Origin of the sequence: Amycolatopsis kentuckyensis (assembly GCF_041679295.1) — a bacterium.
In the GTDB taxonomy this organism is placed as follows: domain Bacteria; phylum Actinomycetota; class Actinomycetes; order Mycobacteriales; family Pseudonocardiaceae; genus Amycolatopsis; species Amycolatopsis kentuckyensis_A.
Genome location: NZ_JBGDMD010000001.1, coordinates 301,736 through 315,538, shown reverse-complemented (window position 1 = coordinate 315,538; position 13,803 = coordinate 301,736). Strand labels below are relative to the sequence as shown.

General features: G+C 72.2%; 13 protein-coding genes. 7 read left to right on the top strand and 6 right to left on the bottom strand.

What is annotated here, in order from left to right; genetic code table 11:
* Positions 1-13 precede the first annotated feature (13 nt).
* Positions 14-1,288 carry a serine hydrolase domain-containing protein gene (locus ACERZO_RS01465; RefSeq protein WP_372660393.1) on the bottom strand — a complete coding sequence of 425 codons (1,275 nt, stop codon included), beginning with the start codon at positions 1,286-1,288 and terminating at the stop codon, positions 14-16.
* A 1,039-nt stretch (positions 1,289-2,327) separates the two neighbouring features.
* Between ACERZO_RS01465 and ACERZO_RS01460 the strand changes: the two genes are divergently transcribed.
* Positions 2,328-2,870 carry a cysteine hydrolase family protein gene (locus ACERZO_RS01460; RefSeq protein WP_372660390.1) on the top strand — a complete coding sequence of 181 codons (543 nt, stop codon included), beginning with the start codon at positions 2,328-2,330 and terminating at the stop codon, positions 2,868-2,870.
* 13 nt (positions 2,871-2,883) lie between these two features.
* Here the strand turns inward: ACERZO_RS01460 and ACERZO_RS01455 are convergent, their stop codons facing one another.
* The gene (locus ACERZO_RS01455) at positions 2,884-4,185 is read right to left on the bottom strand and encodes an MFS transporter (RefSeq protein WP_372660388.1); all 1,302 of its coding nucleotides are present in this window, start codon (positions 4,183-4,185) and stop codon (positions 2,884-2,886) included.
* Positions 4,186-4,304: 119 nt separating this feature from the next.
* Here ACERZO_RS01455 and ACERZO_RS01450 point away from each other — a divergent pair, with 119 nt between their 5' ends.
* On the top strand, positions 4,305-5,162 hold the full coding sequence (locus ACERZO_RS01450; RefSeq protein WP_372660383.1) for a PaaX family transcriptional regulator: 858 nt from the start codon (positions 4,305-4,307) through the stop codon (positions 5,160-5,162).
* Positions 5,163-5,174: 12 nt separating this feature from the next.
* On the opposite strand, the gene ACERZO_RS01445 is transcribed toward ACERZO_RS01450, so the two are convergent.
* Positions 5,175-5,552, bottom strand: coding sequence for a TetR-like C-terminal domain-containing protein (locus ACERZO_RS01445; RefSeq protein ID WP_372660380.1), 378 nt, complete (start codon positions 5,550-5,552; stop codon positions 5,175-5,177).
* A gap of 44 nt (positions 5,553-5,596) precedes the next feature.
* On the opposite strand from ACERZO_RS01445, the gene ACERZO_RS01440 reads away from it, so the two are divergent.
* From ACERZO_RS01440 to ACERZO_RS01430, 3 genes are all read left to right on the top strand, one after another.
* Positions 5,597-5,782 carry a cytochrome P450 gene (locus tag ACERZO_RS01440; RefSeq protein ID WP_372662879.1) on the top strand — a complete coding sequence of 62 codons (186 nt, stop codon included), beginning with the start codon at positions 5,597-5,599 and terminating at the stop codon, positions 5,780-5,782.
* 27 nt (positions 5,783-5,809) lie between these two features.
* A complete protein-coding gene (gene mug / locus ACERZO_RS01435) occupies positions 5,810-6,403 on the top strand; it encodes a G/U mismatch-specific DNA glycosylase (protein ID WP_372660377.1) in 594 nt (197 codons plus the stop codon).
* Between the two features lie 265 nt (positions 6,404-6,668).
* Positions 6,669-8,237 carry a long-chain-fatty-acid--CoA ligase gene (locus ACERZO_RS01430; protein WP_372660374.1) on the top strand — a complete coding sequence of 523 codons (1,569 nt, stop codon included), beginning with the start codon at positions 6,669-6,671 and terminating at the stop codon, positions 8,235-8,237.
* Between the two features lie 4 nt (positions 8,238-8,241).
* Here ACERZO_RS01430 and ACERZO_RS01425 read toward each other — a convergent pair whose 3' ends face one another.
* The 3 genes from ACERZO_RS01425 to ACERZO_RS01415 form a co-directional block, all read right to left on the bottom strand.
* Positions 8,242-8,964 (bottom strand): HAD-IA family hydrolase, encoded by a 723-nt coding sequence (locus tag ACERZO_RS01425; protein ID WP_372660371.1) that lies wholly within the window; start codon positions 8,962-8,964, stop codon positions 8,242-8,244.
* Positions 8,965-8,989: 25 nt separating this feature from the next.
* On the bottom strand, positions 8,990-9,625 hold the full coding sequence (locus tag ACERZO_RS01420; protein ID WP_372660369.1) for a GntR family transcriptional regulator: 636 nt from the start codon (positions 9,623-9,625) through the stop codon (positions 8,990-8,992).
* A 73-nt stretch (positions 9,626-9,698) separates the two neighbouring features.
* The gene (locus ACERZO_RS01415; protein WP_372660365.1) at positions 9,699-11,642 is read right to left on the bottom strand and encodes an NPCBM/NEW2 domain-containing protein; all 1,944 of its coding nucleotides are present in this window, start codon (positions 11,640-11,642) and stop codon (positions 9,699-9,701) included.
* Positions 11,643-11,813: 171 nt separating this feature from the next.
* On the opposite strand from ACERZO_RS01415, the gene ACERZO_RS01410 reads away from it, so the two are divergent.
* Entirely contained in the window at positions 11,814-12,518 is a 705-nt protein-coding gene (locus ACERZO_RS01410) for a DUF6218 family protein (protein ID WP_372660362.1), read from the top strand.
* On the top strand, positions 12,515-13,753 hold the full coding sequence (locus ACERZO_RS01405) for an exonuclease domain-containing protein (RefSeq protein WP_372660359.1): 1,239 nt from the start codon (positions 12,515-12,517) through the stop codon (positions 13,751-13,753). Before ACERZO_RS01410 ends, ACERZO_RS01405 begins: the two co-directional genes overlap by 4 nt.
* The last annotated feature ends 50 nt before the right edge of the window (positions 13,754-13,803 follow it).

Below are 13,803 nucleotides of genomic sequence, written 5' to 3'. Positions count from 1 at the left end.
AGAGGGGTTCGCGTCAGCGGCGCCCGGCGAGGCGGCCGCCGATTTCGACCGCGGCCGAGGCACCGGGCTCGCCGCGGAACCGGCCGCAGGGGGTGACCCGGCCGGTCGCCGGATCGCGGACGGTGAACGTCCGGTCGTCGTGGAGCACCAGCTCGGGGAACACTTCGCCGTCGACGACGAGGCGGTCGGCCGTGATCACGTACTCGATGGATCCGTTGCGGTAGGCGCCGAAGTCGCCCGGCGGCACGGGAACCTCGCGCGTCGAGTCCGCTGCCTGGACCGCGCGGGACGGGACTTCGATGCCGAGGTCGGCGAGCTCGGCGGCCAGCGCGTGCCACAGGTCGGCGCCGGTGGTGCCGTTGGTGGTCAGGGCGACGACGCAGGCGCCGGCCTGGTCGATCCGCAGGTGGCAGGAGGTGCCGTCGGCGGTGCCGTCGTGCCCGAGCCAGCCGTTGTCGGCGTCGCCGAAGTGGGCGATGCCGAGGCCCCAGCCGTCGGCCAGGCCGAACGGCTCGGCGGCCGGGACGCGCCGGTGCATGTCGGCCGCGGTGACGACGTCGAGCAGGCCCGGCTTCCCGAGGTGCACCCGGCCGAGCGAGACGAGGTCGGCGGCGCTCATCGCGAGCGCTCCGGCGGGGTCGAGCATCGGCGGCAGGATCTGGTCGACCGGGCGGTCGCCGGCGTGCCCGGACACGACACCCGGGTCGTCGACGAAGACGGGTTCGATGTCCAGCGGGCGCAGGACGATCGCGTCGGCCGCCTCGCGCCAGCTCATCCCGGTGATCTCCTCGATCACCGCGCCGACCAGCGCATAGCCGAGGTTCGAGTACGAGAAGGCCGTCCCCGGTGGACAGACGGGCGGGGCGCTCCGCACTTCTCTCAGCACCGAGCCGGCGAGGTCGGCCGGGTCGGACGGCAGTCCGCCGGTGTGGCTCAGCAGCCGCCGGGTGGTCAGCCCGGCGGGCAGTCCGGAGACGCCCAGGACGTCGCCGACGGGTTCGTCCAGGTCGAGGTCGTCGTCCGCGACGAGCACCATCGCGAGCGTCGCGGTGACCAGCTTGGTGATCGAGCCCACCGGGACCGCGGAGGCGGGGAGCATCGCGCCCGGTCGGTCGTGGTGCCGGACCCCGGCCTGCACCACAGCGGCTTCGTCACCCTGCCACACCGCGAGCTGCGCCCCCGGCACCCGGTAGCGGCGGGCGAGCCCGGTGAGGAGCGCGTCCAGCCGGGTGGCCGGCACCGGCCGGGTTCCCGCCCGCCGGTCGAGGACATCTCTGTCGGACTGCATATGAGCGAACCTTTCGAGCTTCTTGTGGGCCGTGCCGGGAATTGCGCACGCACCGTTGTCGTCCCCCGTCAGCCTGCGACTCACCGCCCGGCTGGAACACTTACGCTGCCGCGCGCACCGTGATCGTCAGTACCGCCAATAGTGGGATTCGATCGACGCCCGATCCGCATTCGCGAACACGCCCCGTCGCGACATTACGGACACCATTCCGGAAGGTGAACCACCGGCGACCGAACCGCATACCACAATCGAGCAGCACAAAACCCCGCCACGTCAATCGCCGTGCCGACCAGCAGCGCCGCCCGTTCGCCCCTGCTCCCTTCGCCCACTCCGGCCGCCGGCTGGTTGCCCTCTCGGCACCTGCGGCTCCTCCGCCGCCGATGCAGTCTTCCCACCGCTATCGACTCTCAAACGCGCCGATCGGACCCACGTGCCGGCCAACCGGAGCTCATTTCGAAAAAGATCATCACCACATTCTTGGACAGGGCCCGGAACTGCACAGATACGCACTGGGATCCGGCCGTCAAACCGGACCGGCCGACTGCTCGCACGTGCATTCTCGTGTGCATCCAGCACATGTCGACATATGTGTCACCGGGTCCCAGAATGCGAGAATTGCTATTTTTAAGATCACACGATTGACCTGTAACGAAATCCGACCGCGCTTTTTCCCGACTTTCGGCCCTTACCGAGCCCGGCGCGGCGGTGATGTCAGATCGGTGTGATGCGGAGTCAAGTCGTTTCAGCTGCTGGGCAGCCGGGGTCGCGCAAGGAATGCCGGACGCCCGCGACTACGGCCATTTCCGCGCCGAGACAAGCGATTCGCGAGGTGGCGGGACTCCGTTCGAACCAGGGGTCGACAACGGCACCGGGGGAACAATGGCCACTGGTCTCGCGGGGCTGCTTCGCGGCGAGAGCGGGTATCGCCACCTGCGGCGACCCAGGACGACGCGAGGACACCTCTCGCGGCGCCGGCTCACGATTCGCGGGCCGCCCTCCCCCGGGACGCGATTGTTGCGCGCACTGGGAAACTGACCGCATGAGCACAGCACTGATCGTCGGCGACCTCCAGCGGGGCATCACCGAACGCTTCGCGTTCACCCGGCAGGTGGTGGCACCGGTGACCGCGTTGCTGCCCCGCGCGCGGGCCGCCGGTGCGCTGGTGGTGCACGTCCAGACGGCGTTCCGCGCCAACCGCGCGGACCTGCCCCCGGGCGACGCCCTGTTCGAATCCTTCTTCGAGTCAGGAGACGTCTTCCACGAGGGCTCGCCCGGCATCGAGCCCGCCCTGCCGGTGCTCCCGGAGGACGTCGTCGTGCGCAAGCGCCGGGCGAGCGCCTTCGCCGGCACCGACCTGGACCTCGTGCTCCGGGCGCGGGGCGTGGACGCGATCACCATCACCGGGGTGGCCACCAGCGCGATGGTCGCGGCGACGGCGTACGACGCCGCCGACCGCGGCTACCGCGTGACCCTCCTGGCCGACGGCTGCGCCGACGACGATCCGGGCGTCCACGAGTTCTTCATGGACCGGGTTTTCCCGAGCCGGGGTTTCGAAGTCGGTTCCTGCGCCGGCCGGTGGTGAACCGGCGACGGCCTCAGCGTTCCGCCTTCACCGCGGGCAGTCCGGCCGGCTCCGCCAGATCGGCCCGGTTGCTCTCCCGCAGCACCAGCACGCACGCCACCGTCACGAGGCAGCACCCCGCGATCACCGCCGAGATCACGCCCGTGCCCGCGCCGGCGATCGAGGCGAACACCACCGGGCCGAGGCCCGCGCCGAGGCCGGCTATCTGGTAGCCCAGCGAGGCTCCCGTGTAGCGGGTGCGCGTCGAGAACAGCTCGGTGTACAGCGCCGCCAGCGGTCCGTACATCGCCGGGTGCGCCACCGACTGGCCCAGCACCACCGCCAGCGTCAGCAGCGCCGCGTTGCCGGTGTCGATCAGCGGGAACAGCAGGAACCCCACCACGCCGGTGGCCAGCGCGCCCGCGATGACCACCGGGCGGCGCCCGATCCGGTCGGACAGCGCCGAGTAGCCGATGATGCCGATCACCGCGCCGACCGAGGACACCGTGATCGCGTTGAGCACGGTCTGGCGCGAGAATCCCGCGTGCACGGCGTACGACAGCACGTACGTCGTGAGCGTGCCCTGCGCGACGAACGCGCCGAAGCCGACGCCGATCGACAGCAGCAGGTTCTTGGGGTGGCGGCGCAGGACCTCCAGCAGCGGCGCGCCGGAGCGTTCGCGGACCGCGGCGAAGACCGGCGTCTCGTCGACCTTCAGCCGGATGAACAGGCCGATGGCGAGCAGCACGACGCTGAGCAGGAACGGCACGCGCCAGCCCCACGCGAGGAACTGCGCGTCGGTCGTCACCGCGCCCATCAGGGTCAGCAGCAACGTCGAGACCACCATCCCGCTGGGCGCCCCGGCGTTGGTGAAACTCGCCCACAACCCGCGGCGGCTGGTCGCGTGCTCGGCCGACATCAGCACCGCGCCACCCCACTCGCCGCCGACCGCGACGCCCTGCAGCACCCGCAGCACGATCAGCAGGACCGGCGCCCACACCCCGATCTGCGCGTAGGTCGGCAGGACGCCGATCAGCGTGCTCGCGATGCCCATCATCGACATCGTGATCACGAGCATCCGCTTGCGCCCCAAGCGGTCGCCGAAGTGGCCGAAGACGATCCCGCCGATCGGGCGCGCCAGGTAGCCGGTGGTGAACGTGCCGAGGCTGGCGACCGTGCCGAGCACCGGGTCGAGGTTGGAGAAGAAGACTTTGTTGAACACCACCGCCGAGGCCGTGGCGTAGAGCAGGAAGTCGTAGTACTCGATCACGCTGCCGAAGTAGCTGGAGAGCACCGCGCGGCGCAGCTGCGCCCGCGAGCGGAGGTTGTCTGCCATCGCGTCCTGCCTCGTCGCCGAACCCACGTGACCCGCGTCACGCCGCGACGAACGTTAAGCAGTTTGGTGACCACCGTCAAGACACTGCCCAACATCGGCCGGGGGCTTATGCTCGCGCCGTGAGCGATCTGGCCGTCTCCGCCGCCGAGGGCATCGGCGCCGACACCCCGCGTCCGCAGACGCTGCTGCTCACCTTCTTCGGCGGTCACGTCCTCGACCGCGGGATCCACGTCGCCACCGGCAGCGTCCTGGACGTGCTGGAGCGCGTCGGCGTCTCCGAGCACGCCACCCGATCCACGCTGAGCCGGATGGCGCGGCGCGGCCTGCTCCACCGGGTGCGCCGCGGGCGGCACGTCTACGTCGGCCTCACCGACCGGTCGCGGGCGATCCTGCACGACGGCGAGTGGCGCATCTGGCGGGCCGGGGCGGTCAACCGGCAGTGGGACGGCACGTGGACGCTGCTCGGGTTCTCGATGCCCGAGTCGTGGCAGCGCCAGCGGCACGCCCTGCGCTCCCGGCTGCTGTGGGCCGGCTTCGGCAGCCTGCAGGGCGGCCTGTGGATCGCGCCGGGCGAGGTCGACCCGGTCCCGCTGCTCGACGGCCTCGGCGCCGACGGGCACGTCAAGGTCTTCCAGGCCCGCGCGCTGCCGCCGACCGAGGTCGCCGGGATCGTCCGGGAAGCCTGGGACATCGACCGGCTGGCCGGGCACTACCGGGCGTTCCTCGCCCGCTGGCAGGACCCGGCGGCCCAGGCCCCGGACCGCCTCGCCCGCGACCTGCTGCTGGAGTCCGACTGGCTGCAGACCATCCGCACCGATCCGCGGCTGCCGCGGGAACACCTGCCCGCGGACTGGCCGGCCGAACCCGCCCAGGAGCTGTTCTACGCCTTGAGCACCGAGCTGCGGCCCGCCGCCCGCGCCATCGCCGCCGACCTGCTCGACTCGATCACCGACGAGCAGGCTGATCGTCCACAGTAGACAGCACGGGGTTCAGCGCCAGGTCCCGACGCTGTCGAGGAGCCGCTCGATGAGCGCGTCCGGGACCGCGTCCCGCTGCATCGCCGTGCGGTAGACGATCGGCCCGACCAGCAGTGACACGAGGTCCGCCGGGTCGACGTCCGTCTCGAGCTCGTGCCCGGCGACGGCCAGCCGGACCGCCGCGTGCAGCCGCGCGCGGATCGTCTCGTTCGACTCGTCGCGGCGGTGCGCGAGCTGCGGATCCCAGAGCGCCGACTGCATCATGGCGAGCGACAGCCCGGCCACGGCCGGCGGCAGCACCTCGTCGGCCAGCTGCCGCAGCCGGCGCCGCAACCAGGGTCGCACCGGCGCCTCGGGATCCTTGAACAGCGGCAGGTCGGCGCCCTCCATCACGTCGAGCAGCAGCTGCTCGGACCGCGGCCAGTGTCCCCCACCTGGCGTTCAGCTTCGGCACCCACCAGTGCCTCGGGCAGCAGCTGGCCCGGATCGAGCTGAAGGCGGCGCTGCCCGCGCTGCTGCGCCGGTTCCCGGACCTGCGCCTGGCCGTGCCCTTCGAGCGGATCGAGTTCCGGACGCTGTCGCCGGTCCACGGCGTCACGTCGCTGCCGGTGACGTGGTGACCCCCGCCGCTGGTGTTCGATGGCGGGGTGCGAGAACCAGGTGACGACCCACCGACCGCCGTCCTGCCGGACGTGCTCGCCGAGGGGCTGCGGGTCGTGTTCGTCGGCATCAACCCCGGCCTTTCGTCGGCGGCGGCCGGGCACAGCTTTTCCACGCCCGGCAACCGGTTCTGGCCCGCCCTGCACCGCGCCGGGTTCACGCCCCGGCGATTGAGCGCGGAGGAGGAAGGACTGCTGCCGGGCTGGGGGCTGGGCATCACCAGCATCGTGCGCCGCCCCACGGCCCGGGCCGCGCAGCTGTCGCGGGAGGAGCTCGCGGCCGGCGGCCGGGACCTGGCCGAGCGGGTCCGGACGATCCGGCCGGACTGGCTCGCGATGCTGGGCGTCACCGGGTACCGGGCGGCGTTCGGGTCGCCCCGCGCCCGGCTCGGTCCCCAGACCGAGACGATCGGCGGCGCCCGCGTGTGGATCGTGCCCAACCCCAGCGGCCTCAACGCGCACTACCCGCCGGCGGCCCTCGCCGTCGAGTTCGCCCGGCTGCGCGTCGCCGCCGGCGTCCCCGACCGTTCCGGGCTCCTCGGCGACGGCCCGTTCCCGTACGCCGCAATCGACGGCCCCTGACCCCAGGGCTCCGGCGAAAGCCGCCCGACTCACCTGCCCGGCGCCGCGGCCAACGGTCTTGAATGAGTCGTTCAGGACCTCCTACGCCCTGAATGACTCATTCAAGACAACCGCCGGCGAGCCCGCCGGGCCGAAAGGGAGCCGCGCCCTGAGCACAGACGGGATGAGCACGCCCGACTTCGCCGCCCCCAGGTGGTGGACCCCGCGGCGGTCACCGTGCTAGAAGTAGAACGTGTTTCACTTCTGACCGCCTGGAGGTGCGCGGATGAGCGTCCCGACCGTGACCGAGCTCCTCCTGGCCCGCGCCGGCGACGAACGCCCCGGCCTGCGGTTCGAGGACGAAACGATGTCGTGGGCCGAGCACGTCCGAGCCTCGGCGCGCTGCGCTGCCGGCCTCCGGGACACGCTGGACTGGACGAAACCACCGCACGTGGGCGTGCTGGCCGACAACGTCCCGGCGTTCTCCGTCCTGCTCGGCGCCTGCGCGTTCGCCGGGGCGGTGCTGGTCGGGCTCAACCCCACCCGGCGCGGCGAGGCCCTCGCCCGGGACATCCGGCTCGCCGACTGCCAGGTCGTCCTCACCGAGCCGAAGTACGAGCCCCTCCTGACCGGACTGGGCCTCGGCGGGATCCCCGTGCGGGAACTGGGATCGTGGCCACCGGCGGCCGAGCCGATCGACCCCGTCCCCGCGTCGGCCGACGACCTGCTCATGCTGATCTTCACCTCCGGCACCAGCGGCGACCCGAAGGCCGTCCGCTGCACCCACGGCAAGATCGCGTTCCCCGGCGTGATGCTCGCCGACCGCTTCCGGTTGTCCACATCGGACACCGTCTACGTCGCGATGCCGATGTTCCACTCGAACGCCGTCATGGCCGGCTGGGCCGTCGGACTCGCCGCGGGCGCGAGCATCGCCCTGCGGCGCCGGTTCTCCGCGTCCGGCTTCCTGCCCGACGTGCGCAAGTTCGGCGTGACCTACGCCAACTACGTGGGCAAGCCACTGTCCTATGTGGTCGCCACGCCGGCGCGGCCGGACGACGCGGACAACCCCCTGCGCCTCGTCTACGGCAACGAAGGAGCCGCCGCCGACCTGGCCGCGTTCGAGAAGCGCTTCGGCTGCAAGGTCGTCGACGCGTTCGGCTCCACCGAAGGCGGCATCGGGTTCGCGCGCACCGACGACACCCCGCCGGCCTCACTCGGCCGGCCGACGCCCGACGTGGCCATCCTGCACCCGCACACCGGCCGGCCCTGCCCGCCCGCCGAGTTCGACGCCGGCGGCCGGCTGGCCAACGCCGGGGAAGCCGTCGGCGAGCTGGTCAACACCGCCGGCGCCGGCTGGTTCGCCGGGTACTACCGAGACCCCGCGGCCGACGCGGAACGCCTGCGCGACGGCCGGTTCCACACCGGTGACCTCGCCTACGCGGACGCCGACGGCTTCTGCTACTTCGCCGGGCGGCTCGGCGACTGGCTCCGCGTCGACGGGGAGAACCTCGGCACGGCGCCGATCGAGCGGATCCTGCTGCGGCACCCGGCGATCACCGACGCCGCCGTCTACGCGGTGCCCGACCCGGTGACCGGCGACCAGGTGATGGCCGCCGTCGTCACCGACGGCACTCCCCTGGACCCCGCCGGGTTCGGCCGCTTCCTCGCCGGCCAGCCGGATCTCGGGCCCAAGCAGGTCCCCAGGTACGTGCGCACGGTCCGCGAACTGCCGCGGACGTCGACATTCAAGGTCGTCAAGCGGCAGCTTTCCGCGGAGGGCCTGAACTGCCCCGACGTCGTGTGGGAACGCACGGGCCCGGACATCGCCTACACCGCTCTGTCCACTGTGGTCTGACAGGTCAGGCGAAAGCCTGGTCGACGGCGTCCGCGAAGGCGCCCATCGACGGGAACTCCAGGTTGTACGACCAATCGCCGCCCGGCTCCGGCGTCGCACCCCAGCCCGGCCGGTCGTGGCGGCGGTTGATCCACACCGACGGCAGCCCTTCGCGCTTCGCGGGCACGTGGTCGTGGAACAGGCTTTGCGCCACGTGCAGCAGTTCCGCGCGGGCCACCCCCAAGGACGGCAACGTCTCGTCCAGCGCGCGGAAGTGGTTCCCGGCGGGCTTGTAGGCGCCGACGTCCTCAGCCGTGATGATCGCCGCGAACCGGCCGTTCAGCCGCTTGTTGCTGCCCGCGAACCCGTCGCGGTGCACGTTCGAAAGGATGATCAACCGGTAGTGCTCGGCGAGACGTGCGAGCGCGTCGGCCGAGTCCGGGAACGCGGGCCAGTCCGGCACGGACTCGCCCGGCCGGCGGGCCCAGTCATCGCTCACCGCGGCCCCGAGGCCGGCACCCGTGCGGCGGAACGCCTCCGCCAGGACGTCCGGATAAAGCGTGGCCGGCGCTTCCCGCTCGACGGCGGCCTCGTGGCCGGCGTAGGCGACCAGCAGTTCCTCCTCGGGGACTCCGAGGCCACGCTCTTCGGCCCACGGCGACAGGACGGCCGCGATCCCCGTCTCCCAGTCGATCAGGGTGCCGTAGCAGTCGAAGCTCAGCGCCTGGAAGCTCGTCAGGTCCGTCATGTGTATGACAGTATAACAATGGACGTCAGCCGACCAGGCCGTTCAGCGCGTGCTCCAGGTGGTCCCGCATCGCCGCGACCGCCAGTTCTTCGTCCCCCGACTGCACCGCGTCGAGCAGCGTCCGGTGCTCCGCCGCGAGGTCGCCGGCTCGCGGGTAGGAGTCGCTGAGCTGGGCCAGGCAGAGCTGCATCTCCTCCTGCATCGCCGGGTAGACCCGGTCGAGCCGCGGGCTGCCGGCGCAGCCGATCAGCGCGACGTGGAACTTCGTGTGCGCGTCGACCCGATCGCCCCAGCTCGCGCCCGGCGCCAGGGCTTCCATCGCGGCGAGGCCGGCTTCGGCGGCGGCGACCGGACGCCGCTCGATGACGATCCGCCGGACCGCCTCGAGCTCGAGCGGCGTGCGCACGAAGAACAGGTCCCGGACGTCGTCCGCGGTGAACACCGGGACGCGCAGCGAGCGCCCGGTGGACCGTTCGGCGAGGTTGCGGGCCAGGAGCTCCTGCAGAGCCGAGCGCACGGTCGGGCGCGCGACGCCGAACGTGCTCGCGAGGCCGACCTCGGTGAGCGGCTCCCCGGGCTTGAGGTCGCCGCCGAGGATGTGCCGCCGGATCTCCGCGACGAGGGCGTCGCGCGTGCTGATGCCGCGCAGAGGCACGGTCACGCGGTCCCCTTTCCCACAGCCGGGCCGGACGGGCACCAGTCTGGCACGTGCCCGCCGGCCCGGCCGGGGACCGTCAGCAGCTGAGGTACGGGGACAGCCAGTCGCCCCAGTCCCCGGCGGACCCGTCGCTCGCGTCGTCCACGGCGAGCGCCAGCACCTGCACACCCGTCACCGGCACGGCGAGGTGCTGCGCCGCGTCGCCGTGCCGCAGGTCTCCGGTGGCCTCGAGTTCGACGCCGTCGCCGATGACCCGGAACCCGAGTGTCCCGTCCGGACCGCGGTCGTCGACGCCGACGGTCGCGGTGAACTGCTTGCACTTGCCGCCGAGGAAGTACCGCACGACCGAGGGCGCGTGCGTGCCGAGGCCGCCGTGCGCGTCGGTCTTGCCGTTGATCGTGAGCGGGTGGCCGTTGTCGGTGCTGTCGCGCTCGACCGGGCCGAGGCCGTTCTCGGTGGAGATCCACGGCTGCGTGTTGAGCAATCCGTTGGTGTAGGGCGGGTTCGGCGCGAGCATGAGCGGCGCTTCGGCCGACGCGGTCGCGGTCCGCGCGCCGTGCGCGGTCGTGTACGTCACGGTGGCCGGCATCTTGACCGGCTGCGTGGCGGTCGAAACCGGGTGCAGCGTCACCGCGGTTTCCCACGTGGCACCGGGTGCGACGGTCGCGGTGGTCGCTTCGCCGGGGCCGTCCAGCTGCCATTCGGCGGGCGCGGTCACCTGCAGGTGCGCGCCGGTGACCGGCGTCGAACCGGCGTTGGCGAACTTGACCGTGGCGGTCACCGGCTGGGCCGGCGGCACGGAGTCGGGCAGGTCGACGGTCAGCGAGGTCCGCGGCGCGGCGGCCGGGGCGGTGGGCCACACGCGCAGCACGGTGGCGGCGTGCCGTCCGACGGTGCCGCCGAGCGCGCCGGTCGTCTCGGTCTCGTCGCCGGTCCACAGGTCGCGCACGCGGTACCCGGCCGCGGCGGGGAGCCCGGCGTCGGCCACGGACGTCGTGATCGGCGCGGCGAGCTCGCCGCGGTTGAACAGCACCAGCACGGCCGAGCCGTCGGACATCGGTTTCGTCCACACCTCGGTCCAGCCGGTGTCCCGGACCTTGTGCCCGCCGACGCCCGCCCAGTCCCGGTCGACGGCGATGATGTCGGGGTTGCCCATCTCGGCGGCCGGGAGCGTCGTATCGGCCGCGAGCGCCATGTCGGCCACCAAGGGCGCGTTGAGCACGGCCCACAGCCCGAGCTTGGCTTGGCGCTCGGCGGTGTCGAGGTAGCTGAAGGTGAAGGAGCCCGGCATGTTCCAGCCGCCCGGGCCGGGGTAGCCGTCGAGGCCGTACTGCCTGTCGAGGCTGCCGGTCGAGTAGCCGAAGTTGAAGGTCGCGTTCTTGTAGGTGCGCCAGACCTGCGCGCCGGACGCCCGCGCCCACAGCCACGGGCTCTGGTTGCGGTCGAAGTCGTCGACTTCGAGGGTGATCGGCCGGCCGGTCCGCTTGAGGGCGTCGGCCATCTTCTTCACGCGCGCGGGCGCGTCACCGTTGACGCTGTAACAGGTGTCGTAGCGCAGGTAGTCCGCACCCCAGCCGGCGAAGGTCTGCGCGTCGAGGTCTTCGTGGTCGAGCGAGCCGGCCGCCGGGTAGGCGCTGCAGGTCTTGGCGCCGGTGCCGCTGTAGAACCCGATCTTGAGCCCGCGCTCGTGGATGTAGCTGACCAGCGCCGGGATGTCGGCGGAGAAGCTGGGGCGCGGCGTGAGCTTGCCATCGGCATCCCGCTGGGCGGCCTGCCAGCAGTCGCCGAGCATGACGTATTCGTAGCCGGCGTCCCGCAGCCCGGAGGCGACGAGCTGGTCGGCCGCGGCTTTCACGGCGTTCTCGCCGAGCTGGTAGAGGCAGTAGGGATCCCCGGTGGCCCAGGTGATTCCCAGCGGAGGTCTTTCGCCGGGGACCGGATCCGGTGGCGCATCGGCCCACGCGGGGACGGCGGTGACCGTCAGCAAAAGGGCGCAGAGCAGCACGAGGAGTCGACGCATTGGTTCCCCCTCCGGGAAAAGCGGACAAGACTCCCAGGATTGCCCTGCCGCGCGAGGGAGGTCAAGACGGGCAAAACTACCCTGCCCGGGCGACCCCCGCGGCCCGGCCGCCGGGGTGTAACAACGGGCGCTCGCCGACGACTTGATGTTGGTCGACGAAGGAGGCGGTCGGTGCCGGACCTGGCCATGGTGGAACCACTCGAGGAACTGGCGGCGTTGCGAGCGCCCGGAAGCGCTGTGCTGTGCGTGGGCGGCGGTGACCTCGACGTCGAGTCGATCGCGGCTTGGCACGTCAGTCCGACGGGCGACCCGACCGGTGCGTGGATCGTCCCCGCCGCCGAGGCGTTCGGCTCGCCGGACGCCGCGCGACGCCTCCTGACCCTGCTCGAACGGCGGGCGATCGCGGCTGTGCACACCCGGGAACTGCGGAAGTGGCTCGAGCGCCTGACCGCGGCGGCGAAGGTGGACGCCGAAGCCGGCTGGTGGGAGCACCAGCTGTTCTCGCCGGTGGACGCGTTCCGCGAGACGGCCGAGCGACGGCGGCAGTACGACGTCACGGTCGAGACCGCGCGCGAGGGCAGCAAGTCCATCACCTCCTTGGAGTGGACCCACGACCTGCCCGAGGACACCGGGATCGAGGACTTCGCTTCCCTGCAACGCGTTGCGCGCGTTTCGGCCGCGCCCGGATCCCCCGTGGTGTCCGATGTCCTGTCGATCGCCCGGACGCTGAGGTGGCTGGTGTCCGTCTGGGCGGAAACCGAGCAGGTGAAGAACCGCCGCCGCTACGTGCGGGCCGGACACGGGGATCCCGAGCCGTTGCCGCCCCGGTGGCTGGCCGCGGTCCGGTTCGCCGCCGCCACCCGGCTGCCGCTGTGAAGACCGCGCACGGCTACGCCGTCATCGACACCGAAACCACCGGGATCCTGACCGGCTGGCACCACCGCATCGCCGAGATCGCGGTCGTCCACGTCGACGCGTGCGGGACCATCACCGACGAGTGGGTGACGCTCGTCAACCCCGACCGCGACCTCGGCCCGCAGGCCATCCACGGCATCCGGGCGGCCGACGCGCGCCGGGCGCCGCGCTTCGAGCACCTCGCCGGCGACTTCGTCGAGCGCCTGAGCGGCCGGGTGGTGGTGGCGCACAACTGGACGTTCGACGCGATGCACCTGCGTGCCGAGTTCGGCAGGCTGGGCATCGACACACCGTTCGGAGCCGATGCGGGGCTGTGCACGCTGCGAGCCGCCGGCCGGGCGCGGCTGAGCTCGGGACGGTCCCTGATCGACTGCTGTGCGGCCGCGGGGCTGCCCGAGCGGTCCTGGCACACCGCGCTCGACGACGCACGAGGAGCGGGCGAACTGCTCGGCTTCCTCCTGCGGCACGCGCCGGACGCCGTGCGGGTCACCGATGCCCAGCTGAGCGCCGCGAACTGGGCTTGGCCACTGATCGAGCGGCGGCGCACCCCCGTCGTCCGCCGGACGGCGATCGGGCAGGTCGAACCTCACTTCCTCGCCAGGCTGGTCGAGCGGATGCCGCGGGACGGCGAACCGGTGGTCGACGCGTACTACGCGATGCTCGACGACGCATTGCTGGACCGGCAGATCTCCGCCACCGAAGGCGACGCGCTCGTCGAGATCGCCCACGACCTCGGCCTGCACAAGAACGAAGTCGTGGCCCTGCACCTGAGCTACCTGCGCGACCTGGCGCGCGAAGCGTGGGCCGATCAGGTCGTCACCGACGAGGAGCGCACCGACCTGCTCACCGTCGCCACCCTCCTGGCGCTCGATCCGGCGGTCGTCGAAACGATCCTCGACGAGGAACGCGACGCCGCAGGGGAACCGGGTCCGCAGCGCAAGACCGGCGGACTCGTTCTGCGGCCGGGCGACAAGGTGGTCCTCACCGGCGCCATGGAACGCGACCGCGCCGACATCGCGGCCGAGGCCACCGCGGCGGGTGTCCGCGTCACCGGGACGGTGAGCAAGCAGACGCGCGTTCTCGCCGCGGCCGACCCGGACTCCATGTCGGGCAAGGCCAAGCGGGCGCGCGAATGCGGGGTCCCGGTCGTCTCGGAGGACGCGTTCCTGCGGGCGCTCGCGAAGCTGCGGGGCTGAGGAGCAGGCCGATGCGCCGAGGGGGAGGGGCGCACCGGCCTGCACGCAAG

Excerpts from the sequence above, each read along its gene's own strand:
- ACERZO_RS01465 (WP_372660393.1), bottom strand. The coding sequence starts at position 1,288 with ATGCAGTCCGACAGAGATGTCCTCGACCGGCGGGCGGGAACCCGGCCG.
- ACERZO_RS01460 (WP_372660390.1), top strand. The coding sequence starts at position 2,328 with ATGAGCACAGCACTGATCGTCGGCGACCTCCAGCGGGGCATCACCGAA.
- ACERZO_RS01455 (WP_372660388.1), bottom strand. The coding sequence starts at position 4,185 with ATGGCAGACAACCTCCGCTCGCGGGCGCAGCTGCGCCGCGCGGTGCTC.
- ACERZO_RS01445 (WP_372660380.1), bottom strand. The coding sequence starts at position 5,552 with ATGGAGGGCGCCGACCTGCCGCTGTTCAAGGATCCCGAGGCGCCGGTG.
- ACERZO_RS01430 (WP_372660374.1), top strand. The coding sequence starts at position 6,669 with ATGAGCGTCCCGACCGTGACCGAGCTCCTCCTGGCCCGCGCCGGCGAC.
- ACERZO_RS01425 (WP_372660371.1), bottom strand. The coding sequence starts at position 8,964 with ATGACGGACCTGACGAGCTTCCAGGCGCTGAGCTTCGACTGCTACGGC.
- ACERZO_RS01415 (WP_372660365.1), bottom strand. The coding sequence starts at position 11,642 with ATGCGTCGACTCCTCGTGCTGCTCTGCGCCCTTTTGCTGACGGTCACC.